At 54.1% G+C, this 26,523-nt stretch carries 24 protein-coding genes and 1 tRNA gene; 12 read left to right on the top strand and 13 right to left on the bottom strand.

Annotated elements, in window-relative coordinates; translation table 11 throughout:
- Positions 1–19: 19 nt before the first annotated feature.
- The 4 genes from DESMU_RS01685 (at position 20) to DESMU_RS01670 (ending at position 4,135) form a co-directional block, all read left to right on the top strand.
- A complete protein-coding gene (locus tag DESMU_RS01685) occupies positions 20–1,264 on the top strand; it encodes a dicarboxylate/amino acid:cation symporter (RefSeq protein WP_013561865.1) in 1,245 nt (414 codons plus the stop codon).
- A 111-nt stretch (positions 1,265–1,375) separates the two neighbouring features.
- Complete coding sequence (locus DESMU_RS01680) at positions 1,376–2,926, top strand: sodium:neurotransmitter symporter family protein (RefSeq protein ID WP_013561864.1); 1,551 nt, start codon at positions 1,376–1,378, stop codon at positions 2,924–2,926.
- Positions 2,927–3,273: 347 nt separating this feature from the next.
- Positions 3,274–3,924 (top strand): hypothetical protein, encoded by a 651-nt coding sequence (locus DESMU_RS01675; protein ID WP_013561862.1) that lies wholly within the window; start codon positions 3,274–3,276, stop codon positions 3,922–3,924.
- 138 nt (positions 3,925–4,062) lie between these two features.
- Positions 4,063–4,135 (top strand) — tRNA-Ala (locus DESMU_RS01670).
- A 13-nt stretch (positions 4,136–4,148) separates the two neighbouring features.
- Here DESMU_RS01670 and DESMU_RS01665 read toward each other — a convergent pair.
- The 5 genes from DESMU_RS01665 to DESMU_RS01645 form a co-directional block, all read right to left on the bottom strand.
- Positions 4,149–4,685: a 2-oxoacid:acceptor oxidoreductase family protein gene (locus tag DESMU_RS01665; RefSeq protein WP_013561861.1), complete on the bottom strand. Its 537-nt coding sequence runs from the start codon at positions 4,683–4,685 to the stop codon at positions 4,149–4,151.
- Positions 4,682–5,512, bottom strand: a complete 831-nt coding sequence (locus DESMU_RS01660) for a thiamine pyrophosphate-dependent enzyme (RefSeq protein WP_013561860.1) — start codon at positions 5,510–5,512, stop codon at positions 4,682–4,684. Before DESMU_RS01660 ends, DESMU_RS01665 begins: the two co-directional genes overlap by 4 nt.
- Entirely contained in the window at positions 5,503–6,621 is a 1,119-nt protein-coding gene (locus DESMU_RS01655) for a 2-oxoacid:acceptor oxidoreductase subunit alpha (RefSeq protein WP_013561859.1), read from the bottom strand. Before DESMU_RS01655 ends, DESMU_RS01660 begins: the two co-directional genes overlap by 10 nt.
- Positions 6,618–6,878, bottom strand: coding sequence for a 4Fe-4S dicluster domain-containing protein (locus DESMU_RS01650; RefSeq protein WP_013561858.1), 261 nt, complete (start codon positions 6,876–6,878; stop codon positions 6,618–6,620). The genes DESMU_RS01655 and DESMU_RS01650 overlap by 4 nt, the downstream gene beginning before the upstream one ends.
- Positions 6,879–7,119: 241 nt before the next feature.
- Positions 7,120–7,557 (bottom strand): Tfx family DNA-binding protein, encoded by a 438-nt coding sequence (locus DESMU_RS01645; protein ID WP_013561857.1) that lies wholly within the window; start codon positions 7,555–7,557, stop codon positions 7,120–7,122.
- 101 nt (positions 7,558–7,658) lie between these two features.
- Here DESMU_RS01645 and DESMU_RS01640 point away from each other — a divergent pair, with 101 nt between their 5' ends.
- Positions 7,659–8,945, top strand: a complete 1,287-nt coding sequence (locus DESMU_RS01640; protein WP_013561856.1) for a TrpB-like pyridoxal phosphate-dependent enzyme — start codon at positions 7,659–7,661, stop codon at positions 8,943–8,945.
- 96 nt (positions 8,946–9,041) lie between these two features.
- Here the strand turns inward: DESMU_RS01640 and DESMU_RS01635 are convergent, their stop codons facing one another.
- Both DESMU_RS01635 and DESMU_RS01630 read right to left on the bottom strand, forming a co-directional pair.
- Positions 9,042–10,289 (bottom strand): phosphohexomutase domain-containing protein, encoded by a 1,248-nt coding sequence (locus tag DESMU_RS01635; protein ID WP_013561855.1) that lies wholly within the window; start codon positions 10,287–10,289, stop codon positions 9,042–9,044.
- Complete coding sequence (locus DESMU_RS01630) at positions 10,282–11,409, bottom strand: nucleotidyltransferase family protein (protein WP_013561854.1); 1,128 nt, start codon at positions 11,407–11,409, stop codon at positions 10,282–10,284. Before DESMU_RS01630 ends, DESMU_RS01635 begins: the two co-directional genes overlap by 8 nt.
- A 79-nt stretch (positions 11,410–11,488) precedes the next feature.
- Between DESMU_RS01630 and DESMU_RS01625 the strand changes: the two genes are divergently transcribed.
- Both DESMU_RS01625 and DESMU_RS01620 read left to right on the top strand, forming a co-directional pair.
- Entirely contained in the window at positions 11,489–12,100 is a 612-nt protein-coding gene (locus DESMU_RS01625) for a phospholipase D-like domain-containing protein (protein ID WP_013561853.1), read from the top strand.
- 68 nt (positions 12,101–12,168) lie between these two features.
- Complete coding sequence (locus tag DESMU_RS01620) at positions 12,169–13,689, top strand: ArsB/NhaD family transporter (protein ID WP_013561852.1); 1,521 nt, start codon at positions 12,169–12,171, stop codon at positions 13,687–13,689.
- On the opposite strand, the gene yjjX is transcribed toward DESMU_RS01620, so the two are convergent.
- Complete coding sequence (gene yjjX / locus DESMU_RS01615; RefSeq protein ID WP_013561851.1) at positions 13,662–14,285, bottom strand: inosine/xanthosine triphosphatase; 624 nt, start codon at positions 14,283–14,285, stop codon at positions 13,662–13,664. The genes DESMU_RS01620 and yjjX overlap by 28 nt on opposite strands.
- A gap of 142 nt (positions 14,286–14,427) precedes the next feature.
- Between yjjX and DESMU_RS01610 the strand changes: the two genes are divergently transcribed.
- On the top strand, positions 14,428–15,501 hold the full coding sequence (locus tag DESMU_RS01610) for an ornithine carbamoyltransferase (protein ID WP_013561850.1): 1,074 nt from the start codon (positions 14,428–14,430) through the stop codon (positions 15,499–15,501).
- Positions 15,502–15,550: 49 nt separating this feature from the next.
- On the opposite strand, the gene DESMU_RS01605 is transcribed toward DESMU_RS01610, so the two are convergent.
- The gene (locus DESMU_RS01605) at positions 15,551–17,191 is read right to left on the bottom strand and encodes a hypothetical protein (RefSeq protein ID WP_013561849.1); all 1,641 of its coding nucleotides are present in this window, start codon (positions 17,189–17,191) and stop codon (positions 15,551–15,553) included.
- Positions 17,192–17,299: 108 nt separating this feature from the next.
- Here DESMU_RS01605 and DESMU_RS01600 point away from each other — a divergent pair, with 108 nt between their 5' ends.
- Positions 17,300–18,070, top strand: coding sequence for a hypothetical protein (locus DESMU_RS01600; protein WP_013561848.1), 771 nt, complete (start codon positions 17,300–17,302; stop codon positions 18,068–18,070).
- A 17-nt stretch (positions 18,071–18,087) separates the two neighbouring features.
- Here DESMU_RS01600 and DESMU_RS01595 read toward each other — a convergent pair whose 3' ends face one another.
- A complete protein-coding gene (locus DESMU_RS01595; RefSeq protein WP_013561847.1) occupies positions 18,088–19,518 on the bottom strand; it encodes a phosphohexomutase domain-containing protein in 1,431 nt (476 codons plus the stop codon).
- 130 nt (positions 19,519–19,648) lie between these two features.
- On the opposite strand from DESMU_RS01595, the gene DESMU_RS01590 reads away from it, so the two are divergent.
- From DESMU_RS01590 to DESMU_RS01580, 3 genes are all read left to right on the top strand, one after another.
- Positions 19,649–19,828 (top strand): hypothetical protein, encoded by a 180-nt coding sequence (locus tag DESMU_RS01590; protein ID WP_013561846.1) that lies wholly within the window; start codon positions 19,649–19,651, stop codon positions 19,826–19,828.
- A gap of 439 nt (positions 19,829–20,267) precedes the next feature.
- The gene (locus tag DESMU_RS01585; protein WP_048078652.1) at positions 20,268–21,614 is read left to right on the top strand and encodes an acetyl ornithine aminotransferase family protein; all 1,347 of its coding nucleotides are present in this window, start codon (positions 20,268–20,270) and stop codon (positions 21,612–21,614) included.
- A gap of 254 nt (positions 21,615–21,868) precedes the next feature.
- The gene (locus DESMU_RS01580; RefSeq protein WP_245526468.1) at positions 21,869–23,107 is read left to right on the top strand and encodes a DUF763 domain-containing protein; all 1,239 of its coding nucleotides are present in this window, start codon (positions 21,869–21,871) and stop codon (positions 23,105–23,107) included.
- Here DESMU_RS01580 and DESMU_RS01575 read toward each other — a convergent pair.
- The 3 genes from DESMU_RS01575 to DESMU_RS01565 form a co-directional block, all read right to left on the bottom strand.
- Positions 23,078–24,241, bottom strand: a complete 1,164-nt coding sequence (locus DESMU_RS01575) for an iron-containing alcohol dehydrogenase (protein ID WP_013561843.1) — start codon at positions 24,239–24,241, stop codon at positions 23,078–23,080. The genes DESMU_RS01580 and DESMU_RS01575 overlap by 30 nt on opposite strands.
- A 33-nt stretch (positions 24,242–24,274) precedes the next feature.
- A complete protein-coding gene (locus DESMU_RS01570) occupies positions 24,275–25,384 on the bottom strand; it encodes a glycosyltransferase family 2 protein (protein WP_048078644.1) in 1,110 nt (369 codons plus the stop codon).
- A gap of 167 nt (positions 25,385–25,551) precedes the next feature.
- The gene (locus tag DESMU_RS01565) at positions 25,552–26,496 is read right to left on the bottom strand and encodes a hypothetical protein (protein ID WP_013561841.1); all 945 of its coding nucleotides are present in this window, start codon (positions 26,494–26,496) and stop codon (positions 25,552–25,554) included.
- Between the last annotated feature and the right edge of the window lie 27 nt (positions 26,497–26,523).

The raw sequence follows: 26,523 nt of genomic DNA, 5'->3' as shown, positions 1-26,523 counted from the left end.
TTAATGTGGGTGGAACCCTATGACTAAGCCTCCGCGAAGCGGTGCCTACAGGTTCCTAGCCGTGATCCTTGCCGCATTCCTCCTAGGATTGCTCGCCGGCTACCTTGTGAGCAGTTTCGCACCTAAGGAGACTGCTTCAGCCACTGCTTCATGGCTTAAAGCCCTTGGGGACGTGTTCGTCAGGTTGATCAGGATAGTTATCCCGCTACTCATATTGTTCACCATAGCTGCTGCAACCTCCTCCATAGCCAGTGCGAGGAAGCTTGGAAGAATACTTGCATGGATGCTGATCCTCTATATTGGTACATCGATCCTGGCCGCTACATGGGGCGTCCTCGGCGGAGTCTTCTTCAAGCCCGGCGAGGGAATAGGACTCCAGGTGCCCAAAGACTATAAGCCTCCGACCCCGCCGAGCGGGGTGGACCTGCTTCTCTCATTCTTCCAGCCCGACTTCAGTAACCTGCTCACGGTCTCAGGCTCCATGACGATGATTATTTTCGCGATACTGCTCGGCGTGGCAGCCGTCCTAATGGGGGAGCCAGGTAGAAGGGTTGCCTCAGGGCTTTCACTCCTCTCAAGCCTCATGGTTAAATTCGTCTCCGTGGTAATGTACTATGCACCGGTCGCCGTTTTCAGCTACTCAGCCTGGCTGATGATATCCTATGGGCCAGCCATGCTGGGCGCGTACGCCAGGTTCCTGGGCGTGCAGTACGGGTTCACATTGATGCACTTCTTCATAGTATACTCTATCATAGTGTACGTGGGCGGGTTGAATCCATTAAAGTACTTTAAGGCGCAGCTAACACCATTCCTAGTAGCATTTACAACCCGTTCATCAGCCGTAACCTTGCCGTTCAACATGGAGGCAGCGAGGAAGATGGGTATTCCCGACGAGGTATTCGAGATAACCCTCCCAGTGGGGGCAACAGTCAACATGGATGGCACAGCGCTATACCAGGCGTTAAGCGCGCTCTTCATAGCGCAACTATTCGGCATAAGTCTCACACCGGGTCAACTAGGCATGGCTATCATGGCCGCCGTCATAGGCTCCGTTGCCACGGCAGCCATACCTGGTGGAGGCACAATAATGCTGGCGTACGTGCTCTCCGTGCTGGGCCTGCCGCTTGAAGGCGTTGGAATAATGCTTGTCGTAGACCCCTTGGCCGATGCAGTGAGAACCGCTGTGAATGCTTCTGGAGACAATGCGTGCACAGTGCTCATTTCAAGGCTAACAGGGTATAGGCTTAACCCACCGCAGGTATAGAGCCCTGTTTTCCCCGGGGCGCCCTCGGCCTTCCTTGCGTGGGCGCCTGATCCATACTTGAACATAAAGTTTATATACTAGGCCCCCCGGTATACGTATGAATCCGGGGTGATGTCTATTAGCGGTGAAAGGGAGACCTGGGCCACCAGGATAGGCTTAATACTCTCCATGGCTGGAAACGCCGTTGGACTAGGCAACTTCTGGAGGTTCCCAAGGCTCCTAGCTGGAAACGGTGGCGGCGCATTCATGATACCCTACTTCGCTGCCCTACTATTGCTCGGCATACCGTTGATGTGGGTTGAATGGGCTACAGGGAGATACGGCGGCAAATACGGGCATGGCACACTGGGACCCACATTCTACTTGATGGCCAGGGAGAGCGTTAAGCCGAGGACAGCCATAGTCTTCGGCATCATAGGCGGGATGCTGGCGTTCGCGGTCACCACACTGCTGAACTCATACTATATACATGTAATAGGGTGGACCGCCGCCTACGCCATATACAGTGCAACCGGTGCATACTACGGTGTTGACACGGTTCAATTCTTCAACAACCACATAGGGAACACGGGGATGGTGATGGCTACATGGGCCATACCTATGATACTGCTATTCATAGCCGCTTACAGAGGCGTCTCCAAGGGGATCGAGCTCTTCAACAAGATAATGATGCCGCTACTATACTTGTTCGCCGTCATACTCGCTGTGAAATCCGTGACAACCGGGGCACCGGTGCGACCCGACTGGAGTTCATGGGCTGGGCTAGAGTATAGTTGGAAGCCTGACTTCGGGGTCCTAATGCAAAACTTCTGGGTTATATCCCTGGCCGCTGCAGGACAGATCTTCTTCACGCTCAGCCTTGGAATGGGGATAATACAGAACTATGCATCATACGTGAAGAAGGATGACGACATAGCGTTAGCCGCATTAACCACGGCATCCCTCAACGAGGTCGCTGAAGTAGTCCTAGGCGGCACAATAGCTATACCGATAGCGTACGCATACCTGGGACCCAGCGTTGTCAAGCAGGGATCCCTAGGGCTCTCCTTCATGGCGTTGCCCAACGTCTTCACATCGCTCGGGGAGGCTGGAAGAGTCTTCGGCGTCCTCTGGTTCCTCCTATTATTCTTCGCTGGATGGACCTCGGCTATAGCAATGTACAACTACCTGGTTGCACTGCTAGAGGAGGATCTCGGCGTTAAGCGTAAGGTTGCCGCTGTAGTAGTCTTCATAGTATACCTGCTGCTAGGGCTACCGGTTGCACTCGACCCCTCCCTCACATACTTCGGCGAGCTCGACAACTGGGTTGGCTCCTACCTACTCGTGCTACTAGGCTTATTCGATGTGATCGTAGCCGTATACCTGTTTAAACCCGGCAACCTGTGGAGGGAGCTCCATAACGGTGCATTGATAAGGGTCCCCGAGGTATTCAAGTACATATTGATGACTCTGACACCAGCCTACATACTGATACTCCTCGTTGGGACAACCATAGACTACTATAAGTCAGGGGTCTTCGCGCAGAGCGACCCGTTAATCGTTGGCGCCAGGGTAGCCATACTCATTGCACTGCTGATAGGTGCTATTGAAACATATTACGGCATCAAGAGGAAGTACGCTAGGGAGCTAGCGGAGAACAGGAAGATAATCGTGGTGGAGTAGAGGGGTGGTAGCATGGATCCCTCAGCCGTGGCATTCATGCTGGCCTCATGGATCTTCATACTGGGGTTGGCAGCCTGGTGCCTCTGGAAGCAGTTCGGAGGCGGGAAGAAGACTAAAACCTAAGTCTTTTTCCCCTCTCCCCTCAGCTATTTTTAAACCCGTGCACCGTGAGCATTTATCACGGTCTCCAACCCGGATACCTTGACTATGGGAGGCGGCCCGTGGATCAGGGTGGCGTTGATGTATGAATCCGGCTTGTTTGCAGAGAGGTTGTTTCCCCGTGGGGGACGCGACGGGGTATCGCGGTCTAGTTGCCGGACTCATAGTGCTGGAGGAGGGTTAACGCTTTGGAGAGCACTATACTGTTAAACGATGCCGCCGACGCCTTGAGGAGGATGCTTGCATCAAGGCGGCTGAGCGACCCAAGGTTGAGGAGGAGGCTTGAGGAAGCCCTTGCATCCCTTGAATCCGCTGGAAGGGAGATAACCGTTGACAACGTTGAGCTGGCTAGACTGATAAATAAGAAGGCAAGGGACCTTGCCTCCAGGGTGCTCGAGGCAAGCGGGGAGGGTTTGCCCGGCGACCTCGTGAAGGAGCTCGACACGCTTGTGAAATGGTGTAAGATGGCACCCTATGATTTCACAGACAGGATAAGGCTTGTCAGGAAAGGATACAGGTACTACTTGACCGGCATGATCCTCTTCTTCATACTGGCCGGCACCTTTGCACAGGCATACGCTGTGTCAGCACTGATGCTGGCGCTCCCAGCCTTGATGGCTATGTCCATGATGAAGAAGAGGCGTTCAACCGGGCTCATGCTGGCATATGCCTCAATGCCGCTCCCTCTGGTGATATTCACCTGGATACTGGGCTACGCCGTCTACGCCTTCACCAACCCCGCGGAGGCCTCAGTACTCGCAGGCGAATACGGGTTGCCGGCGGGCCTCGTCTACTTCATACTAGCACTCTACCTTGCCGGGAGCGTGATCGTGTGCTAATGCTTTCAGCAGCCACATACCTTCTCTACAAGTGCAGGGATGCATTCATATAGCTGTGTTAAACCGGCTTCAAGAAACCACTCCCGGTGGCACTGTGGCAAGGGTTAAAAGCCCCGGGTTGGATCAACGGGTAGCGGTGGGCCGGTAGCTCAGCTGGAAGAGCGCCGCCCTCGCAAGGCGGAGGTCCCGGGTTCAAGTCCCGGCCGGTCCACTTTTAAAACATGCTAGACTGGTAGGGAGAACCCTAGTTCAAGCGCCTTTATATTCGCTTGATGCCATCGCTCAGGAGTTAGGTCGATGACGGTTTTCTTCAAGTCCTCTAGGCTAAGTATGCCTGTGGCCCTCGCTATGTGACCGGCTATCACCATGTTTGCAACCCTGCTGCTCCCCACAGTGGACTCGGCTAGTCCACTATACCTCTGTGAGTAGAGCTTGAAGCCCTTGAAGAAGTCGGGTTTAACATATTCCTCATCTATGAACACCCTGCTTTCAGGCTTCAGGAGCTGCCTGTACTTCTCGATGTTGAAGGGGTACATGAAGACAGCTATATCCGGTGACTGTACTTTAACATAGTCTATGTCACTCATGGATCCACCTATGACAACATCCGCCCGGCTCTCCCCACCCCTCGTCTCAGCTGCATAGGTCTCCGTTGCCACAGCGTATAGCCCGGCGTACTTGCTTGCAGCCAGCCCCAGGAGTCTCCCGAGGAGGAGGACTCCCTGTCCGCCTCTCCCAATGATAAGTATCTCCACCTTCACTTCAACCCCCTCACCAGATCCATGTAGGATGGGTTGTCTCTCACAATGAACTCCCCTATGACTATGCCTTTATCCCAGTCTATGATTGCCTCATCTATCGTTGGGTTCGGCTTGTACTTAACCCTCTTCCTCAGCTCATTGTACATTTCAACCGGGTCCCTTAACCCTATGTGCCTGCCATACACCTCCGGGCAGGTGCTCACCACCTCGAGGAACCTGAACCCCTTCATGCCTAGAGCCCTGTAGAAGAATTGCTCGATGTAGTGGGGTGTTGTTATGCTTGCCCTTGCAACATAGTTGGCGTTCAGGGATGCAACCACCTTGATTATGTTTAGAGGTGGCTCAGGGTTGCCGTGGGGCGTTGTCGTCGTCTTGACTCGGAGAGGAGTGGTGGGTGCGACCTGGCCGCCTGTCATCGCGTAGACGAAGTTGGTGAACATTACTGTAACCAGGTCTATGTTCCTCTTGGCAGCGTGGAGGATGTGGTTCCCGCCTATCCCGGCTATGTCGCCGTCCCCGCCCACCACTATGAGGGTTAGCTCAGGGTTGGCGAGCTTCGCTCCTATTGCGAAAGGTATCGCCCTTCCATGAAGCACGTGTGCGGAGTCATAGTTGACGTAGAAGGCCATCCTGGCAGAGCACCCTATGCCTCCCACCCAGACCACCTTGTCCTCCTTGACAACGCCCTCCTTGATCCTCTTATCCAGCGCCCTGAGCATTGCTCCCAGACCTATTCCTAGCCCGCAGCCGGGGCAGTAGAGGGTTGGTATTCTCTCTAAGCGTAGATGCCTGTCTAATGGATGCATGTATCTAGGGGCTACAGCCATTGTTCAACCACCTCCATGGCTTCGCTCACCGTGGGCAGCTCCAGGCTTATAACTGGTGCGGGGTAGACCTCTCTATCCCTGAATATCCTCTTCACATCAAGGTAGAGCTTGCCCATGTTGTTCTCGACAACAATGATCCTGCCTGCCTTAACACTCCTGTAAATCTTCTCCTCGTCAAGCGGCCACAGCGTCTTCAAGCGGAGTAAGCCGGCTTTAACGCCCTTCCTCCGTAGCTCCCTCATCAAGGCGTAAACGGTCCTAGCCGTTGACCCGTATGAGACAAGGGCTACCTCAGCGTCATCCATCATGTAGGCCTCGTACTCGAAGACGTAGTCTATGTTCTTAAGTATCTTCAACGCCAGCCTCACCACTGTGCTCCTATGGTATGTGGTGGATGGAGCGTAGAACCCTCTTTCATCGTGTGTAAGTGATTCAACAAGTACTTTGAAGCCTTCTCCAAAGCACGCCATGGGTGGAACCAGGTCGTCGCCCGGCATGTATGGTTTATAGCCTTCCCTGCCAGCTGGCTTCCGGCGCTCAATGATCTCCACCTCACCTCTCTCCCGGATCACCAGTGGCTCCCAGAGATGGGCTATCACTGCATCGCTTAGAAGTATCACGGGTGTCCTAAGCTTCTCGGCTGTGTTGAAGGCTTTAATGGTTAAGTCGTAGGCTTCCTGAACGCTCCACGGCGCGTAGCTAGGTATAATGTAGTCGCCGTGGGCGAGCCATCTCGCCTGGAAGATGTCTGCTTGCGTGGTCTTCGTTGGTACACCCGTGCTGGGACCCGCCCTCATCACGTCGACGACTACTAAGGGGGTCTCAGTCATAACCGCGAGCCCAAGGCCCTCCGCCATGAGCGAAAAGCCTGGCCCCGAGGTCGCCGTCATGGCTTTAACATTAGCCCATGAAGCCCCTACAACCGCGTTTATAGAGGCTATCTCATCCTCCATCTGTATAACTATCCCTCCATGCCGGGGAAGGTGTTCGGCAAGGTACTCCATGATCTCCGAGCTAGGCGTTATAGGGTAGCCAGCGTAGAACTTCAACCCGGCGGTTATCGCTGCCTCCGCTACAGCCATGTTCCCGGATGCAAACGTCTTCCTCACTTAGACTCCACCTCCACGTATATCGCGAAGTCCGGGCAATTGTACTCGCAGAGCCTGCAACCAATGCACTTCTCTACATGAGCCGGCTCAGGCGGCCTGTAGCCATTCCTGTTGAGAATACTTGACTTGGCGAGGACCTTCATAGGGCATACAGCGATACATATACCGCACTCCTTGCACCGGTCGACAATAATGTTCACCCTGTATCTTCCATTCCCCCTTGCAATCAACCCTGCCTCGGGGAGAACCGTTGACACCCGTAAACCACCCTTACACAGGCATCTAGTATATACAAGCACTTTCAGTATATAAAGATCCATTCTCCGCTGCCCGGCCTCCCCCCCCCGCCCTAAAGGGCGAGGACTCCCGTTTAGGGGTTCACTGGTTCCCCGCATCTATTCGGGTAAAAGGATGAGGCCTTTAACCCTGCGGGTGCATGGAGAGCAGTGACTACGCCTGCTCACCGCACTCGGTGAACCCGTATCCCTAACCCCGGGTCTAGTCATGTACCTCCAGGAACTCGTATGAGCCGTCCCTGTATATGACGGCTCTCACGGTGCGAGGCAGCCTAGTGGCGCGGGAGCCGATTAATAGGCGTAGCTGCCCGTAGACCAGGTTGAAGTCTCCTTTAAGCTTTACTCCCAGTTCATCGGCTTTCCTAATGATTATCCCCGGTATATCCACCATGTGGGTTCCAGCCGGTATATCAATGTAGCCGGCTGCATGCATCATCTTGTAGATGCTCACGGTTTCCTGAGCCAATCTAAGCTTCCTTAGAGCCGCCCTCTCTATCGCCGCCACCGTGCTCCTCGCCACGCCAAGGATCCCCGCCACCTCCTCCTGGGTGAGGCCTTGAGCCCTGTACTTGAGCACCAGGTACTGTCTCTCAGTGAAGAGCCCGCGCCCCATCCAGCTCCATGCCTCCTCCCGGGACAAGTATGATGTTGCACCGTATTAACGCTTATGCCAGCTGAAGCGAAAAGCTTATATACTGGGAGCCGGCTCTGAGGAGACACCCGTGGTGGGACCATGTTGGAATGGAGTTAAGGAGCCCTCAAACCAGGGATATAGTCCCCTCCTACTGGTACAACATAACCCCGGATCTACCTGAGCAACTCCCGCCAATGCTCCATCCTGATGGAAGCCCAGTGGATAAGAGGGAGCTTGAAGCACTGTTCCCAAGGAGCCTCGTGGAGCAGGAGTTCACCACGCAGAGACACGTGGAGATACCGGGCGAGGTAGTTGAAACACTACTGATGCTCGGCAGGCCAACCCCGCTTATACGGGCCCGTAGACTCGAAGAAGCGTTGAAGACTAATGCCGTAATATTATTCAAGTACGAGGGCGTGATGCCAACCGGGTCGCACAAGGTTAACACGGCTGTCGCCCAAGCATACTATAATGCCGCTGAAGGCGTTGAAAGAGTCTCCACTGAGACGGGTGCTGGTCAATGGGGCTCAGCCCTCTCACTAGCCGGCAGCCTCTTCGGGTTGAAGGTAAGAGTGTTCATGGTGCGCGCCAGCTACCTTCAGAAGCCCTACAGGAGGATACTCATGGAGTCCTATGGTGCCGAAGTATATCCAAGCCCCAGTGACAGGACTAACACTGGTAGGAGACTGCTCGCAGAGAACCCTGATCACCCGGGTAGCCTCGGGATAGCTATAAGTGAAGCCATAGAGGACGTGGTCTCCAGCGGCGGGAAGGCAAAGTATAGTCTCGGCAGCGTCTTAAACCATGTTCTACTGCATCAAACCGTGATAGGGTTGGAGGCGTTGAAGCAGCTGGAGATGCTCGGCGTCGATAGAGTAGACTACATTGTCGGCTGTGTTGGCGGCGGCTCGAACTTCGCCGGGTTATCCTACCCCTTCATAGGCCACAGGTATAACGACGGCGACCCACCAGTATTCATAGCTGTTGAACCCGAAACCGTTCCATCAATGACCAGGGGGGAATACAGGTATGACTACGGCGACACAGCCGGGTTAACACCACTGTTGAAGATGCACACCCTTGGACACGACTATATTCCACCACCAATATATGCTGGGGGACTCAGATACCATGGGGTTGCCCCATCGCTAAGCATACTTGTGAAAAACGGGTTGGTGAAGCCGGTTGCATACGGTGAGAGCGAGGTATTGGAGGCAGGCCTACTATTCGCGAGAACCCAGGGCATTCTCCCAGCTCCAGAGAGCTCCCACGCCGTTAAAGCCGTGATCGACATAGCGTTAAAACACAGGGGTTCAAGCAGGAGGCCGGTGATACTCTTCAACCTAAGCGGCCACGGCCTACTCGACCTCTCAGCGTACTCCCGTACAAGCTAACCGGGAAGCATTGGTTTCAAACAAGCCTAACCGTTTTTGCTCCACGACTCTACTGCTCTGCAACGCCCAGGCATCCTGCGGTAGCCGTGCATGAGCCTAGCTGGAGGGTTCTCGCTGCTGCTCCACGATCTCTATGTAGCCTCCTGCATCGGGGCTGTAGATGTATGTGTGTAGTGTTCTCTCCCTGAGCATCCTGAAGCCCCAGAGGGTTCTCACACATGTGGTGTCACTGTTGCACACGGCTTCAACCTCGCTTAGGCTCCTAGCCCTCGGGGTCAGCATGCTTCTAGCCGTGTTGATCTCACCGTACACCTCGCTCCTCTGAAGGCTCAGTGCTTCAAGTAGCTGCATGAAGGCGATGAGTGCATCGTATCCGAGGCTGAACAGCGGCGTTATGAAGTCTCCGCGACCATTCAATGCTAGCACAGGCCTCTCCCTTCTAACCAGCTCGATGAGCTTCTCCTCGCTCTCAGCAACCCTGACCCGGTAGCCTTTCTCACCCATATACCTCACGATCGAGGGGGAGACATACTTGTCTACTACGACACTGCTGTTGCCAGGGTACCTGGTGAGCACTGCTAGAAGGATCTCCTCGGGCAGCAGGAACCCGAGGTTCCCTATGTATACTGCGAGGGCTGAGGCATCTATGTTGAAGACTACTCCTAGATCGGCTCTCATGGCCCTTGTTGAAGCAGCCACCTTGCCCATCTCCTTTACGAAGGGGTATGTCTCCCCGCTGATTCTCCCACTGCTCATCAACGTGTATTCTAACTCGAGCAATGTGAATATGCGTCTCAACACCTCGTCTGAAGCACCGTGGCCGTGGCTGGCTACAATATTGAGCTTGGCTGCCGATATCTCATCCGACTTCACGAAGCTCACGAGTGCTGACGCGTAGAGCTCATGCATGTACTCAGCGTAGTTAACCCACCCTACCTCGCCTGCTTCCTGCGGAACCGGCTTCTCCCTTGAAGCCACCTCCGCTAGTCCTCCGCCCACGAGCTCGTAGCCGGGTGCCTTGTATAGTCTGATAGTGATGTAGCCGGGTCTCCGCGGGTTCAAATGTATGTTGAAGCCTCCTTTAGCACCAAACCTTTTCATACTGAAGGATATTTCACCGCTGACTGCTTCATGGAAGTCCATTACATCGCATCCAACACTCATCAACCCTGCGGTCAAAGCCCTTTTAAGCATCCTGGAGACAGGCGCCGTGTCCCTACCGCTTACAACCAGGGCCCTTCTCCCGAGCACTGTGCCGAAGACTGCTCCAAGCATAGCCACGTCCTCGAGGCTTATGTCTACGAGCGGCTTCCCGGTTATCCTTCCATCAACCTGTTTAAGCATACGGGGGAGTCACCTCCACTGGGTCGAGGATCATCTTCGACAGCTCCCCGGATACACGGCTACCCGTACCCACCACCGTTGACACCAGGGTGCTGCCGGGGGCTACTTCAACCCTGTTCATGAGTATTGAGTCGTATATCCTTGAACCCTCGCCTATTAGCGTGTCACGCCATACAATGCCCTCCTGGATCACGGAGCCCTTTCCAACCACTGCATTGTCCTCTAGCACGGCGTAGGGTCCTACTGAAGCACCCTCCTCGACTACAACGCTCCTCCCAATGTACACGGGCGGGTTTACCCTTCCCCTAACGATCGCTGAGTCATGGATGTAAACCCCTTTGGAAGCCATGGGGGCAGCTGGCTCCAAGCCGGGTATCCTGCCGTCCAGCATGTCCCATGCAACACTCTTATATGTTTCAAGCCTACCGATGTCATTCCAGTAGACGCTGTGACCCAGCACGTGCCCCCTCACCCTGTACCCGTTTTCAACCAGGTAGGGGAAGACGTGGCGGCCGAAATCCATTAGGCCAGGGTTCCTCTCAAGGATTTCAAGTATGTGAGGGTTGAACACGTATATCCCAGCGTTAATCAGGTTCTCGTATGCTGAGGCCCCTTTCTGCCGGTAGTACGCTAGGCTGAGTAAGTATACCTCGATGGATAAAGGCTTCTCAATGAACAAGAGGATGTCCCCGTGTTCATCCAGGTAGACTATGCCGTAGGGCAGGGGGTTTTCAACCTGCTTGAGCGCTATCGTTGCGACAGCGTTCGAAGACTTATGGTAGTCGTATATCTCCCTGTAGTCCGCGTTACACAGTGTGTCACCCATTGACACAATGAAATGGTCGTCGAAGACGCCGTCGAGGAGCCTCACGGCGTCAGCAGTATCCTTCGAGTCCAGGATCACGGGTTTAGCGTAAGGGTGGCCTTTAAAGTACTCTACGACCTGTGTACCCAGGTATCTCGCAGCTATGATGATATCTGTGAAGCCGTGTCTCACGAGGCCGTCCACTATGTACTCCAATATGGGTTTCCCGGCAAGAGGGATCATGGGCTTAGGGGCAACCTTGGTCAACGGGTATAGTCTCGTTCCAAGGCCCCCGGCTAACACTACGGCCTTCATCCACACCACTACATGGTCTGAGATGCTATAGGCGCTGTAAAGATTATAAGGTTTAAGAATAAAGGTAGCTTGAAAGTGGATGCAGGCCAGGGTGGTTGACACGGGTGCTAGAAGCATTCTCGTGGTTTTCGCGGTTGGAGTCGTAGCCGGGTTGATTGCAGGCATATATGTATACAGCAGGCTTGAAACAGGCGGAGGAGTTGCGGTTAACAACACTTGCTCCATGAGCCTGCTCCTGGACAGAGAGTACTATAGTGCGGCTTTGAAAGCCCTGGGTAACGCGGAGAGAAGCGTGTATGTGATAATGTATGTGGTCAAGTATGATCCACGGGAGGCAGGGGACCCGGTTAACTCACTGCTAAATGCGTTGAGAGATCTACGGGAGAAAGGCGTCGATGTTAAGGTCGTAGTGGATGATGAAACATATAGGTCCTACAGGGAGACCATAGACTACATGGTGGCCTCCGGGATACCGGTGAGGCTCGATGAATCCGCCTCGAGGACTACTCATGCGAAGATCCTCATAGTAGATAACTCCACACTGATACTTGGAAGCCATAACTGGACTGAGTCGGCCTTGACGATGAATCATGAAGCCTCCGTTGAAACCAACTGCCATAGCCTGGTCTCGAAGGCCCTCTCATACTTCGACAGTATATGGGGAAGCGGCCGCAGCGTGGCCTCTACGTGAAGACATGCGGTGGAGACACGTTTAAAAACACAACCCCCTATATCCTGGCTTAGCAAGGGTGGTGAGTGTTGAGGCCTCTCGTGAAGCTGGCTGTATCCATCGCCGTGGTGTTCACGCTGTCCTTCTTCCTCATGAGTATTCTACATGTATCGGGACCCCTTGGAGACAGGATAGCCGGGATGGTTGCCGAGTACAGGGGTGGTGCGCCATTAGACTTGAACTCCCTGCAGGCTGATGTAGCGCAGTCCATAGCGCTCACCATTTTCTTCACGGTGATAATAGCAACCGTCATGAAGATGGAGTGGCGTGTTGCAGCAGCTATAACCGGTGTAGGGGTTCTCGCTATAACCGGGTTGACTCCGCCTCAGAACATGATATATAGGGCGATCGACTGGAGGCTGCTTGTCTTCCTCATAGGTTCGATGACTCTCGCAGGGATCCTTAGGGAGGCAGGCGTATTCAATAGGTTGGCGGTATCCCTGGTAGAGAAGAGTACATCGGCTTTCAGGCTCCTCCTACTGCTCGGCTTGTTCTCAGCCCTACTCAGCATGATCCTAGGCGAAGTTACAAGCATAATTTACGCTGTGCTAGTAGTCCTAGAGCTCAGGAGGGTGCTTGAGATCGATGTTAAGCCTCTAATAGTCTACACGGTGCTTGCAACCAATACTGGTAGCGTGGCACTACCAGTAGGGAACCCTATAGGCGTCTACATAGCTTTCACAGCCAATATATCGGTCGCAGAGTTCCTTGCGAAATGCCTCCCGCTCTCACTGCTCGAAGTACTCGTATTGATCCTCGTCTACAGGCTCGTGTTGAGCAACTATGTCGAGAGACTTAACGGGGAGTTAAAGCAGTCCAGGGAGCTGATAGCGAAGCTCACTGCTGCTAGAACAATCGACGTAACCCCTGTCATGGCTAGGCACACCAGGATCGGGTTGCTTATACTGGCAGTGTTCACCGGGCTCGTCGTGCTAAACGAGAAGCTGGCTGAAGCCATGAGCCTCGCCACCGGTGTACCCGTGGACCCCGACTCCCTTCTAGCGTTCATACCATACCTCTCAATAGCTCTTGCACTACTACTAGCGGATCCTTCAAGCATGGATAAGCTCTTGTCATCAGCTGTTGAATGGCCCTCCATAATATTCTTCATGTCGCTGTTCATCCTCTCATATGCCCTCAGCTACACTGGGGCAATAGCTAAGATTGCATATGGTATAGCAATGTTCTCGGAGCCGGGGAGCTTCACAGGCAACATGCTTGTCGTAGGCGTACTCCTCGCTGCATCAGCAATGCTGAGCTCCGTGCTCGACAACCTCTCCGTGATAGTAGCGTTGACGCAGCCCGTCACAATACTGGTTCAACTCGGCTTGAGCAGGGTCTCCTACCTAGCCCTGCTCTACGGCGGCGTCTTCGGCGGGAACTACACGCCAATAGGCTCCACAGCCAACATAGTTGCCGTCTCAATGGCTGAAAGAGAGAAGATAGCCGTCTCATGGGGTGAATGGCTCAGGATAGCCTTGGTGTCTACAACCCTGCAGATTACTGTGGCACTACTATGGAGCTACCTCTGGCTACTAGCAGGTGGTTGAAGACCTGGGTCACGGTAGAGATCCCTGTTCACCACGGGGATCAACGCCATCACTGTTGCCATGAAGCTTAAATCCTGCCTTACGACAACGCCCTTCGTCAATAGGCTTATGAAACCCCCTTTATCACCTATGCTCCTCGTACCGTAGTGCTCGTCGACGACTTCCTCCAGCTCTCTCCTAGCCCCTGACACAACGAGCTCGGCGAAGCCACGCGGTATCTTGAAGACCGGTGAGAACCCCAGGGAGTCGACGCCATTCCTCCCATGGATCCATGCAGCCTCTAGATCATAGTAGTCCCCCATGACCAGTATCCACCCAGCCTCCACCCCAACGCTGTAGTCGCATTCACCGAGCTTCTCGGCTGCATAGATAGCTCTTCTCCTCGCACCCTCGATAATCAACTCAAGACCTATTGGCTGAGGCGGGAGACCTGTCTCAGGGCTGGTGAACCTGGCTTCCACGCTCCCGAAGAACCTTGTGAAAGCGTTGACAACCCCCTTTATCTTAGCGGGGTTCCTGGATCCAATGCACACAGTGATCCTTGAACCAGGGGAGCCGGCATCCATGATGTGGAACGCCTCCCAGCACTTGTTCATCCAACATTAACGGGGGCCGGCTTTTTAAATGAAGCCGGCTGCACGTAGAGCACTAGGCGAATGCGTGACTCCACCTCCTCAAGGTTTATAAATTGAAACATACTATATTTACTGATTAATACTGAGGGAGAGTGATAGTGGGATGGGCAGGCATAAACCCTGGTTCGTAGGATACCTGAAGGGGAAGGACTGGCTATCCAACTACGACTACGACATAGATACAGTGTTCAAGGTTCTCCAGGCAGCCAGGGAGCTGAAGCAAATGTATCACAGCGGGGTCAGGAAGGTCAACTGGCTTGAAGGCAAGATGCTATACTTGATCTTCTACAATAAGAGCCTGAGGACCAGGAACAGCTTCCAGACAGGTGTCTACCAGCTCGGTGGGCAGGCAACGTACATTAGCCCAGACCAGGTGTACGCCCCCACACTCCCAGAGGACATGGTGCCGTATCAAACCGAGGCCATAAGCGATGTTGCAAGAGTCCTAAGCAGGTACGGGGACGCCATAGCTATAAGGATATACGGGGATGCAGCCAAGTGGATTATTGGACGCGGCCACAGGATAATAAGGGAGTTCGCTAAGTGGGCGGATATACCGGTTCTAAACATGGAGGACGACGTATGGCACCCGTTCCAGTCGCTTGCCGACGCGCAGGCAGCGCTTGAGGCACTGGGATGGCCTAAGGATCTCAGGGGGAAGAAGGTCGTAGTAAGCTACGCGTACAGCGGCGGGTTGAAGCCCCTTGCAGTGCCACAGGATGTTGCAAGCATGTTCGCACTGCTCGGTGCAGACGTCTACGTGGCTCACCCACCCGGCTTCGAGCTGATGGATGAAGCCATGCAGATAGCGAAGAAGTACGCGGAGCACTGGGGAAGCGAGTTCAAGATAGTCCACGACATGGATGAAGCCTTCGAGGGGGCAACCATAGTGTACCCGAAGGCTTGGAGCCCGAGAGGCTTCTTCCCACCATACAATAGCACGGTGGATAAGGAGGGAGCTAAGGCATACCAGGATAAGTTCAAGAACTGGATTGTAACGATGGAGAGACTGGAGAAGGCTGGTAAACCATTCTACATGCACTGCGGTCCAGCCGACAGGGGTCAGGAGGTCACGGACGAGGTATTGGACAGCTACGAGAAGAGCCTGTACTTCGAGGAAGCAGAAAACAGGCTGCACGTGCAGAAAGCCGTCATGTCAATGGTTATGGGAGAGTAGACGAGTGTTTTCCCATCCCGTGAAGCTAAATCTTTTCCCCTCCTTCCTCCTAAACCCTCCCTGCTCCATGATGCAACCTCATCTCCTTGAGGAGGTCCACGCATAGCACCTCCCTGCTCTCCCCGGTGTCCTTGCTGGTCACCTTGAAGGATGCAAGCTTATCTTCGAGCAGGCATACCAGCATCATGTATTCGAATGGGGTTGAATAGGAGCCGTGTAGGGATGAGGGCAACGCGTATACCTCTAGGTCTACACCCTTTAACCCAGGGGTTTCCCTGAGGAGCCTGTAGACCTCTGAGAGGGCCGGGGTATCCCTGTCGAATTCCAGGAGGCTTGATGAAAGGCTCCGGGACACTATCTCCTTGAATGGCCTCCTAGCTTTATCCATGTATGTGTAGTCGAATACAACCGTGCTTAACACCGGCTTCACTCCTGATCCAGCAATGTATCCCAGTAGCTTAAGGAGGGCTTCAAGTAGTCCAACCTGGTACTTCTCCAACACCACTCTCGTCAAAGCCTCTGTGAGCCCCTTGTCAAGCCCCTCTCCCCCAGCCTCCCCTGTGAGGGCCTTGGACACGCAGCCTATGAAGCCCCTGTACCCGTTGATGCTTGTGAACGGGGCTGCCGACGCTACGACTTGTACAGCATCCCTGGGTAGCTTGAGCCTGGCCACCTCCTCCTCCACAGTTGTCTCCAGGCATTCCTCAACGATTCTACCAGTGTCCTCTCCTGATGCCTTATCCTTCACTGTGGAGGATAGGGCTTTAACGAGGAGCCCATGTACATCCTCACCTGCCCATGCAAGAGCCCTCAACGCGGCTAGGAGGTAATGCGGGCTCTTGGAGTCGTCGCCCATGAACAGTCTCTTCAATTGGTTGAGGTAGTCCCCGATGCTAGCCGGCACAAGTATGAAGAGTATGTTTGACTCTATGAGTAGCCCAACCAGTAGGTGCGTGAGCAGTGGAGCTGTCACCACGAGCCTCGCGAAGTAGCCGCCTGCCTCGTCGACCACTATTTCAACCCTGTCCGCTTTACCTATATCCAGGCACCTCTCCCTTGTTTGATGCGAGGATTCAAGCACGCATAGAATCCTGTTTAAATCATTGAAGGAGACCATGTCCCTTCCTGTCTCCCTCAGGGTCTGCCTCACATACTCCACTACGCGTGCAACCTCTTCATCCCTGCATGGAGCCCCCCTTATAACCCCGCAGAGCTCCCTGTAGGGGTCGAAGTAGTCCCTGAGATACTTGTAGCCTGGTATAGGTGAGTCAAGTAGCTGCAGGAGCAGCCTCTTACTGAGCCCTCTCCTACGTGCAGCCAGCTCATCGACCACGCTTCCAGCGTTCTCAACCAGCTCCCTTACAAGTGCCTCTCTCCCGGCTCCCAGCAGCCCTTTCTCAAGTGCCTCAAGTATTCTCCTCGTGAAAAAGTATGCGGCGAGATGATCGTGCCCGGTGTAGTCCACTGTGACGAGCACTGTATCTATTGTTCTCCCCCTGGCCACCGATGCAAACGGCATGAAGTGTCTTGAGTGCCGTGTACCCTTCTCATAGACCCTGGTGTATACGGCTGGCTCCATTGTTTCGCTACCGGTTAGCCTCAGGATGTTCTCTATCCTACTGCTTTTACCGGATTGCGAGAAACCTATGAAGCCGACTATGAGTGGCTTGCCCTCACTACGCCTACCCATGTGGTACGACCCCTGTTCCAGGGATTGACTCACGCCTAGTTGAGGCGTTGTCAGGTTTATTTACGACTGTGAGCCTAATAACTATTATAGTCTCGGGGAGTGGCATAGATGAAGACATGGATCCCTGGCACGGCTAAGTGGCTTGCTTACTCGGTGGGGGCTGGGCTGGTCGCCGTGGTCCTGCTCAGAGGGTTCTCTACGTATATAGCTGTAGACCTAGCCGTGTTGACGGCTGGCATAGTGGTCTTCACACTCCTATTCCCATACCATCTCTCAACGGATGTCACCGGCAGGAGGGTTCTGCCAAGGGGGAGCGGTGAAATCTCCTTGTTCGTGTCCGCGTATCTGCCTGTGCTCGCCCTCTACGTGCTCCTCCTGCTAGGCTACGGGGGGAGCATGACGGCCACCGTGGGCGGCTTACTGGCACCGCTGATAGTTGTCCCCGGGCTACTTGTAGTCGGCTTGATGCTTCACTACGGGCTCTACCGGCCTGTCGCAGGGGTCCCAGCTAGAATCATTGTTACCGCAGTAGTGCTGCTCGTCGACGCCGTCATATGGATGTGCATCCTGCTTCCAGCAGGGCTCTACGTGCTCGGCGCCCTCGAGTTCTCCAGGCTGTATCTTGGAGCAGTATTGCAGCAAGAGCCCGTAGCCGTGGCACTGCTCCTCATTCCTCCTGCCTCACTAGTGCTTGCAGCCGTGGACCTGGCCAGGTACAGGGGGAGGGGGTACATGGTTGCAGTGGGATTCGGGGTCCCGGCGTACAGGAGGCTCCTGGTTTCAAGAGTGTTTAAGCGGCTTGCATCGAGCCATGTGATCAACGTGCCCCATGAGGTCTACCTCGATGTCTCATCGTTTCTCCAGCACTCCTACTCGTAGAGGATACTGACCTGGTGCTAGCCTATTGTGACCGATGCTATCCTCGCGTCCCTCCTTGAAGCCATCTCCTTTACGATGGCTCCAACAGTGTCCACCATCTCTTTAAGCCTCTCACTGCTCCTTGCCTCAGCATACACTCTTATCTTCGGCTCGGTCCCGCTGACCCTGACAAGTATCCATGAGTCGTCACTGTACTCGAACCTGTAGCCATCTATATCTATTACTGCCACCGGCTCCCCGAGCCTGCTCTTCAACTCCTCAACCAGCCCCTTGTAGACATCCATCCTGGCTCCAGGGGGGTCTATCACATAGCTCCTCCTATCCCACGGGTAGTCCGGTACACCCTCCTCCTCAAGGATCCTTGCAAGCGGCTTCCCTCTCTCAACAACAAGTTTCACTAGTAGTGCTGCCTGCCTCACGCCGTCGACCCATGGGCCCCATGATGTATCTATGAGCTTCCATGGCTCCCCAGCCATCACCACGCTGCCTACTCCAAGCTCCTTCACTCTCTCATGCGTCTTCCCCAGGATGTATCTTTCCAGCCTGCCGCCTGAAGCCTCCACCACCTCGTCTACAACCCTACCTGTGTCAACACTCACTACTACAACTCCCTTCCTCTCCTCCAGCAGTATTTTGGCGAATAGTGCGAGCAGCCTATCCTGCCTGATGAATCCCTGGAATGGGTCTAGGGCTGCAAGCCTGTCGGCGTCGCCGTCGTGGGCTAACACCATTGCTGGCTCCACACCCCTGTAGACGGGTAGCAGTTTCTCGAGCACATCCCTCCTGGGCTCAGGAGGGCGCCCGGGGAAGTAGCCGTCTGGACTACAGTTGACCGTAACCGGTATTCCACCAAGGGATCGAACCACGACGGGGGTCACATGGTACGAGGCACCGTTAGCACAGTCGACAACCACCCTTGGGCTCCAAGCCCTCCTAGAAGGCTGCGACGCCTCCAGTAAGTCCTCAACATAGTCGTCGAGAAGCGTGGAGTCATGCAGTATCCTCCCAGCCCTACTCCACTCAGCCGCCTTCAAGGAGCCTGAAACCAGCTCCTCAACCCTCTCCTCGAGGCTCCGCGTGAACTCGAATCCCTCCACATCATAGAACTTGAACCCATTGTACTCCGGGGGATTATGGCTAGCCGTAACACTCACGCCTACACCGCCACGCCTAAGCCCAGCGTACCCTGCCACAGGGGTTGGTGCAAGCCCCACTATTGATGCATCCATACCGGAGGCCGCAACGCCTGCCGCAAAGGCGTATGTGAGGACATGGCTTGTGACACGTGTATCATACACTATGTAGCTGCAGCTGGATAAGCCTAAAACCCCCATAGCTAAGCCCAACCTGTAAGCAGCAACCGCGTCAAGCTCATCCGGATACCTCATCCTTACACCAGCTGTGCCGAAAAGCCTCACAGCGATCACCATGCCCAAGCAGGAACCCATCTACCCAATACCACTTGAACATAGCTATCGACACACATGCTTATAGGTTTTGAAGCATTCTCAAAGGAGAACCAATGCAAACCCAGGTTTAAAACCCGTAGGAGACTCCAATAGACATGGGTTGGAATAGATGGCCGTCTTCAAGCCTGGCAAGAATAGAAGGGAGATTATTGAGGAACTACTGAGAGACCTAGATCCATCATTGAGGGAGGAGGCGAGGAGGCTCCTTGAATCAATGAGCCCCGATGAGTTAGCCGGCTTGAGGAAGGAGGATGTATACAGGAGGCTGGGCAAGCAGAGACCTAGCTAGTATGCCGCTTCCCCGCTTGCCGTTTGCCCCTGGATACGAATGAATATCCAGGGGCTTCCGCCTCGCCCAGAGATCACGGGCTATCACCCTGGGGTCATGGGTGGCGGTTGAGCCCAACGCTATGGGGCCCCATCTGAGGAGAGGTATTTAAACCGATGCTTACAGCCCCGATAAAGTCTCTATCCAGGGTTAAACCGTTGCCTAGCCTAGCTAGCCTTAGTTAACGGGTCAGGCGCACTCAAAGGATTCTTCACCTCTCCGAGAGTACAGCCTTCCTCATCCCCAGCCATACCTACCGGGTGTGCACCTAGATATTTGTTTCCATCCATGGTTGAATCCATTGGTGGCTGGTGTGCAGGGTTCCCTGGGTTGGCCGCGTGATGTGAACATAGATATATATACTGTACAGCCATATATGTATCTCCTAGGTGCATTGGTGATGAGGCCCGAGGTAAGGATTGAACCAGGCTCGCCTGGGAGTAAATCCAGGCAGTGGATAGATGAACACTTCAAATACGTTGCCACAACAACCCATGACCCAGAGGAGCTGCCCCTGGTCATTGAGAGGGGTGAAGGAGTCTGGCTTTACGATGTGGATGGCAACAGGTATCTGGATTTCTCAAGCGCCATAGGAGTCAATAACCTAGGCTACCCCACGCACCCAGAGGTTAAGAAGGCGGTCGTAGAGCAATTGGAGAGGCTGGCGCATGCAGCCGGGACAGACTTCTTCAACCCGTATCAAGTAATGCTGGCGAAGAAGCTCGCGGAGATAGCGCCGGGCGGGGTTCCAAGGAAAGTGTTCTTCTCGAACAGCGGGACCGAGGCCAATGAAGCCGCTGTAAAGATAGCTAGGCAGGCAACGGGGAGGAAGCTCTTCATAGCCTTCTACGGGGGCTTCCACGGGAGAACCATGGGCTCCCTCGGCTTGACCGCCAGTAAGAGTGTGCATAAGAGGCTGGTGTTCCCGTGGATGCCCGGCGTCTTCCATGCCCCATACCCGAACCCCTATAGGAATCCATGGCATATAGACGGCTACGAGGAGCCCGTGGAACTCGTAAACAGGGTCATAGAGTTTATCGAAGAGTACATACTGGAGAAGCTGGCGCCTCCCGAGGAGGTTGCTGCAATATTCGCCGAGCCAATTCAAGGAGAAGGCGGATACGTGGTTCCACCCAGGGTCTTCTTCAAGGAGTTGAAGAAGCTGGCTGATAAATACGGTATACTGGTATCGATAGACGAGGTTCAAATGGGCCTCGGGAGAACCGGGCGGATGTTCGCCATAGAGCACTTCGACATAGTGCCCGACATAATATCCATGGCTAAAGCACTCAGCGGCGGCGTAGTGCCCATAGGGGCCACGGTCTTCAGAAGCGACCTCGACTTCAAGCAACCGGGGATACATAGCAACACGTATGGAGGACACGCCCTCGCCTCCGTGGCAGCGTTGAAAACAATAGAGGTGGTTGAGAAACTCCTTCCCAACGTTAACAGGCTTGAACCATTGTTCAGGGAGGAGTTAGAGGGGTTGAAGCAGAGTGTTGAGCAAGTCGGCGATGTAAGAGGGATTGGACTAGCATGGGGTGTTGAAATAGTGAAGGACAAGAAGTCTAAGACCCCTGACCCCTCATTGAGAAACAGGATCGTTGCCAGAGCCCTGAGGAACGGGCTAGTGCTCCTACCCTGCGGAAAGTCCTCGATAAGACTGATACCACCCCTCGTGATAAGCGAGGAGGAGGCGAAGACAGGCCTCGAGATCTTCAGGAAAGCCGTGAAGGAGGCCCTTTAAGAAGCCGCAGAACCATTTAAGCCAGTTGTTTTCCCAAGCACCAATCCCCATATACGCAGCCACCCGCAGCCTCAACAAGCTAATACCTGAGAACCCTTCCACACCGCTCACAGCCCTAGGGCTCACTCCAATAGCTTTCAAGCCTGCCAAGCCCGTGGCGTAGAGCATCCACTCATAGAGGACGCCGGGTAACCCGCCCATTCAAGCAGTTTTATTAGGGATATTTTTTAGAATACAGGAATAGATGTTACTCAGTGAGACCCGTGACCCGTTACAGCGGGGTTGCGGATCTGCCTCTTCACAACGGGCATGTACCTCCATACCTGTTCGAGAGAATGCGGGTTCTCGGAGGACTGATAGCCCGGTACATTGTCGAGTATTATGGTCCAGGGGAGCTCGTGAGGCGCCTAGGGGACCCCTTCTGGTTCCAGGCATTCAATAATGTTATAGGCATGGACTGGGATAGCAGTGGCTCGACAACCGTGGTCGTATATGTCTTGAAGAACACGTTTCCACCCGGCTCCCTCAGGGACAACGGGATCGCCGTGCTCGGCGGGAAGGGCCGGGACTCTAGGGCTGTAGCGGAGGAGGCGAAGGCCATTAGCGATGTAGCCGACTACGAGAGGATAGTGGGAGCCAGTAGGATGGCTGCTAAAATCGATGGAGTCGCATTGCAGGATGGCTACAGCATCTATATCCACAGCCTGATAGTGGACTCAGATGGAGACATGCTTGTCGTCCAACAGGGATTGAACGAGGACTCAGGGATGGCCAGACGCTACCATCTCCCCGTTCCAAAGGGCTCGCTGCCAACCACCAGGGTTGAACCACACTCCGGTGTAGCCTCCATGAAGATTGAGCTCTCACTGAACCTTGCCAACCCGGGTAGCAGGGAGGCTAGGCGAGCCATACTAGACATAGTTTCCTCAACGCCCCCTGGATCCCTTTTGAACAGCCTAGGGGAGGCTAATAGGATCCTCAGGGGTGAGCCCTCCATCCTCTCATGGGTGACTGGGGGTGCACAGGGGGATACATGGAGTCGAGTACGGCAGCTAACCGAGGTGTGTCCCAGATACTACCGTCCCGTGGCCAACCTGAGGCTTGTTGGAAAAGCTGCCTCCGAGATAAAGAAGCTGGGTGTGAGAGAGTTCGATGAGTTAATAGGTTTGCCGGGCGTGGGTGCTGAAACCATTAGGGCTCTCGCACTGGTTGCAGACCTGATCTACGGGTATAGGCCCTCATTAAGGGATCCGACAACAAGCATCATGGATCCCTTCCTCTATGCCTATGCTCATGGTGGTAAGGACGGTGTACCTTATCCCGTCAGGGTTGAGCACATTGATAGGACAATAGAGTTCTTTGCATCCATGCTGGATGAGGTGAAGGTTGGAGCACGTGATAGAGAACACATGTTGAGGAGGCTTGCCTCATTCGCTGACAGGGTGAAGAGGGCTATCGGCTTCCTAGAGGGATCTAGCGACTATATCCCTTAACACGTCTAGGCTGGGCTTGAAGGGTATCGACGTGTATCTTGCCTCAATCATCCTCATAGTGAACTCTAACGCCTTCTCCACTTCACCCATGTCTACACCGTAGTCGCTTAACCTCTCATCAAACCCTAGGGAGGACTGGAACTCCTTGACAGCCCTGTAGGCTCTCTCCGCGTCGCCTGCGAGGGGTTTCAACCCTGGATCCAGTGGCCTCAGCACGTGGGCTGAGGCCTCCGGGACTGCTTTATGCGTGTAGTAGACTACCATGGGGCCTAGTATGGCTAGCCCGGCGCCATGGGGTAGCTCCGGGTGCAACCCGCTGAAAGAGTGCTCTAATGCATGGTTTAAATGCGTCATGGACTGGTCTATTGAGATCCCAGCTATCATTGACGCGTAGAGCAGTTTCTCCCTGTGCTCCAGGTTGCCTGGGTCGCCGAGGACCCTTGGTAGGCTACCTACCACTGCCTCGACAGCGTCCCTTGAGAGAGTCAGCGTTAAATGATTCGAGAAGGTGGAGGTGGCGGCTTCATACGCGTGGTAGAATGCGTCGAGACTAGTGTAGAGTGACTGCTCCCTGCTCAGGGTCCTCGTGTACAATGGGTCGTCGAACCCTACGTCCGGGTACCTTACCGCCATACCCCTCTTCTCGAATGTCCCGTCAATGGTTACCACGGCATACCTGTCCACCTCGCTGCCGGTTCCATGCGTGAGGTTCACGGCTATTAAGCGTAGACGCCTAGCGTTGGAGACTGAGGCCGGGTTCACGGCTATGTCTGCTGCCTTGATACCGGTGGTAGCTATCACTGATGCAAGCTTACCGACATCTATCACGCTTCCACCGCCCACCGCCACGATGAGGTCAACTCTGTTTTCAACCGCGATCCTCCCTGCTTCATCAGCCATGCTTGCATAGGGGTTCGCCTTAACGCCATCGTAGACGACGTACTCGACGCTCTCACGCTTCAATGCTTCGAGGACCGTGTCGAGTGCACCCGACACTCTTGCAGCACTCTTACTAGTGATTATCAACGCCTTCCCATACCCCTTCACGTTCTCAGCCAGTTTCTCACGGAGAACCCCGGGGCCGAAGAACAGTGTTACATCATTATACTTGAGCTTGAAGGCTTTTGAAGCCATGGATTACACCGTTTTAGAGGTGTATTCATGCAACTAGTTTTTATCTATTACGACGAAGTCGTTGACCCTCATCAACCCGTAGATCCTTGAGGATGCCTCGATGAAGCCGAATAAGGGCACAAGGAGGATTAGGTATGGCTCCCTGCTCCTGATCACGCCGTAAGTGTATGAGGCAAGGTAATATATGCTGCCGGGTAAAATGTACCAGACGAGCCCGAGATACACGAGTATCGGGAAGAACAATACTGATACAGCTAGATTTAGAACCCATGCGAAAGACCTGAAGCCAACTATTAGTTTCATCGGGGCTGGAGAATACTTTATATCCGTTATCAAGCCCTTAAACCACCTCCCCCTCTGAATCATCAAGTCCTTCACGCTGTTAGGGCTCTTTATGGAGACCCTGGTGTTAGACTGCCAGGTCTTATACTTCCTCCTCACAAGCTCCACTGCGAACCTGAAGTCCTCCGTTATAGACCTGTTGTTGAAGCCTATCTCCTTTAGAACCGAGCCCTTCACTATGAGGAGCTCCCCGTGCAACCCTATCAAGGGCTTCCCGAGGAGCCCTGTGAAAAACCTGTAGAGCGTGAGGTCATCGATATACCTGATCCAGTCCATGACGTATGAAACCATGCTTTTCCCGGGCCTCGGGAGGAGGATGCCGTTGCCTGCTACGAACCCCTTCGCCTCATAGTAGGGTATCTCGTAGAGGAATGAGTCATCCAGAATCAGGTTGTCGTCGTCTATGAATACATACCACTTGTCGGGTGACACATAGTGCTCCACGAAATAGTTTAAAGCCCTCCCCTTCCCAACCAGATCCCTCCTGTAACCCGAGGGAACCACTATCAGCCTCACTCCCCTAAGGTAGCGTAGAGTGCTTATAAGGGGAGCACCCTCATCGACCACAAGGGTTATATGGGAGAACCTTGAGACATGGTATTTAACCGACTCTATGAGGCTCCTCTGCACCTTCTCATCGGCCTTCGACACTATGACTATCTCGTAGTTGCATGCCTTCACACTGGATCTACGTGGCTTATACGCGATATACCCTGTTAAACCTATTGAGAGCAGCAACGTGTAGGCGAGCGCCACCCCAACCATTATCCCTGTAAGGTTGCTCATCAACTCCTGGTTCAAGCCTGATCATCCATCAAGCTGAATATCTCGCCGTCTACAAGCACATAATACAGGTGATTACCGAGGCGAGTATTAAAGCTTACGCCGCCGTGGTCATGCTTCGACGGCTCCTTCCCGCCCTAAGGAGGTTCTTCTGCATCCCCTCAGGCTTACATCTGTAAGCTCATTTAAGGGGCAGGGGCCTTCCCGCTGACTTTCACCGGTCCCACGGCTGTCTCAACCACGTATTCAACGATGACCTCGAGCCTCCTGAGGGACTTGGAGAGGGATCGATGTATCATTGCCGCCAGCTCATCGGGTTCTACGTCCAGCGCTGGCGGAGTGGCTTCAACCCTTACCACAGTCTTGCCGCGCTCCCTGTCTACTTCAGCCCTGAGTACATGGGAGCCTGCTGAGGCCAGTATCGACGGGAGGTTGACATATATGTTTCTAGTCGTGTCGTCATGTATCTCCATGTCTCCCTCAACCTTCTTCTCGACTAGGACACCGTGTTCAAGTGTTTTAAGCCTCGTGGAGAAGCGTAGTGTTGACGGGGCCACCGAGTACAGGTCAAGTATCCTTAATGCTAGCAGCATGGCGTGAAAAGAGAGATCCTTGCCGACGCACACCATGCGGGCCTCGAGGAGATCCTCTCCTCCGCTGAGCCTAAGCTCCTCCATGTAGCACGGGGTGTCAGTCAGCTTGAGGAGCGTGTTGACTATGGTCATGGTTTTCCTATCTGCTTCAACCTCCCCTTTCACATCTTTTATCAGGCTGTCCACCTGCCTGTAGATACCGTCCACCACCTCGGGGTTGAAGGCGTAGACTTCTACATCCACCTCCCCGAGCTCTTTAAGCTTCTCCAGGGCTAGGCCACCGCTGAGATACTCCCCGTCCACCTCCATGTTTACCGCTGCTGGAACCCCTTGTGAGACATATATGTCTCCCCAGATCCCTGGAGCCCTAAGTAACGCCATGCATACATTGCTCCTGCAAGCCTTCCCCACGTACTCGAGCACCCTGCTGCCTGGGATACCTTTATTCTTCGCCACAATGCTTCCACGTGACAGAATTATGTACCTTAACAGAACCCTGTTAAGGATGCGACTGGACGCCTCGATGTCAACTATCAATACATCTCCCCTGAGAACTACTATCTA

The organism is Desulfurococcus mucosus DSM 2162 (genome assembly GCF_000186365.1).
Taxonomy (GTDB): Archaea; Thermoproteota; Thermoprotei_A; order Sulfolobales; family Desulfurococcaceae; genus Desulfurococcus; species Desulfurococcus mucosus.
Note: the sequence above shows the minus strand (reverse complement) of the source record. Positions and strands in the feature narration are given on the sequence as shown.

What these genes read in the sequence shown, in the direction of transcription:
- DESMU_RS01610 (WP_013561850.1), top strand. Translation starts at nt 14,428, where the DNA reads ATGGGCAGGCATAAACCCTGGTTCGTAGGATACCTGAAGGGGAAGGAC.
- DESMU_RS01660 (WP_013561860.1), bottom strand. Translation starts at nt 5,512, where the DNA reads ATGGCTGTAGCCCCTAGATACATGCATCCATTAGACAGGCATCTACGC.
- DESMU_RS01680 (WP_013561864.1), top strand. Translation starts at nt 1,376, where the DNA reads ATGTCTATTAGCGGTGAAAGGGAGACCTGGGCCACCAGGATAGGCTTA.
- DESMU_RS01590 (WP_013561846.1), top strand. Translation starts at nt 19,649, where the DNA reads ATGGCCGTCTTCAAGCCTGGCAAGAATAGAAGGGAGATTATTGAGGAA.
- DESMU_RS01595 (WP_013561847.1), bottom strand. Translation starts at nt 19,518, where the DNA reads ATGGGTTCCTGCTTGGGCATGGTGATCGCTGTGAGGCTTTTCGGCACA.
- yjjX (WP_013561851.1), bottom strand. Translation starts at nt 14,285, where the DNA reads ATGAACAAGTGCTGGGAGGCGTTCCACATCATGGATGCCGGCTCCCCT.
- DESMU_RS01640 (WP_013561856.1), top strand. Translation starts at nt 7,659, where the DNA reads ATGGAGTTAAGGAGCCCTCAAACCAGGGATATAGTCCCCTCCTACTGG.
- DESMU_RS01635 (WP_013561855.1), bottom strand. Translation starts at nt 10,289, where the DNA reads ATGCTTAAACAGGTTGATGGAAGGATAACCGGGAAGCCGCTCGTAGAC.
- DESMU_RS01585 (WP_048078652.1), top strand. Translation starts at nt 20,268, where the DNA reads ATGAGGCCCGAGGTAAGGATTGAACCAGGCTCGCCTGGGAGTAAATCC.
- DESMU_RS01575 (WP_013561843.1), bottom strand. Translation starts at nt 24,241, where the DNA reads ATGGCTTCAAAAGCCTTCAAGCTCAAGTATAATGATGTAACACTGTTC.
- DESMU_RS01685 (WP_013561865.1), top strand. Translation starts at nt 20, where the DNA reads ATGACTAAGCCTCCGCGAAGCGGTGCCTACAGGTTCCTAGCCGTGATC.
- DESMU_RS01600 (WP_013561848.1), top strand. Translation starts at nt 17,300, where the DNA reads ATGAAGACATGGATCCCTGGCACGGCTAAGTGGCTTGCTTACTCGGTG.
- DESMU_RS01605 (WP_013561849.1), bottom strand. Translation starts at nt 17,191, where the DNA reads ATGGGTAGGCGTAGTGAGGGCAAGCCACTCATAGTCGGCTTCATAGGT.
- DESMU_RS01625 (WP_013561853.1), top strand. Translation starts at nt 11,489, where the DNA reads ATGCAGGCCAGGGTGGTTGACACGGGTGCTAGAAGCATTCTCGTGGTT.
- DESMU_RS01630 (WP_013561854.1), bottom strand. Translation starts at nt 11,409, where the DNA reads ATGAAGGCCGTAGTGTTAGCCGGGGGCCTTGGAACGAGACTATACCCG.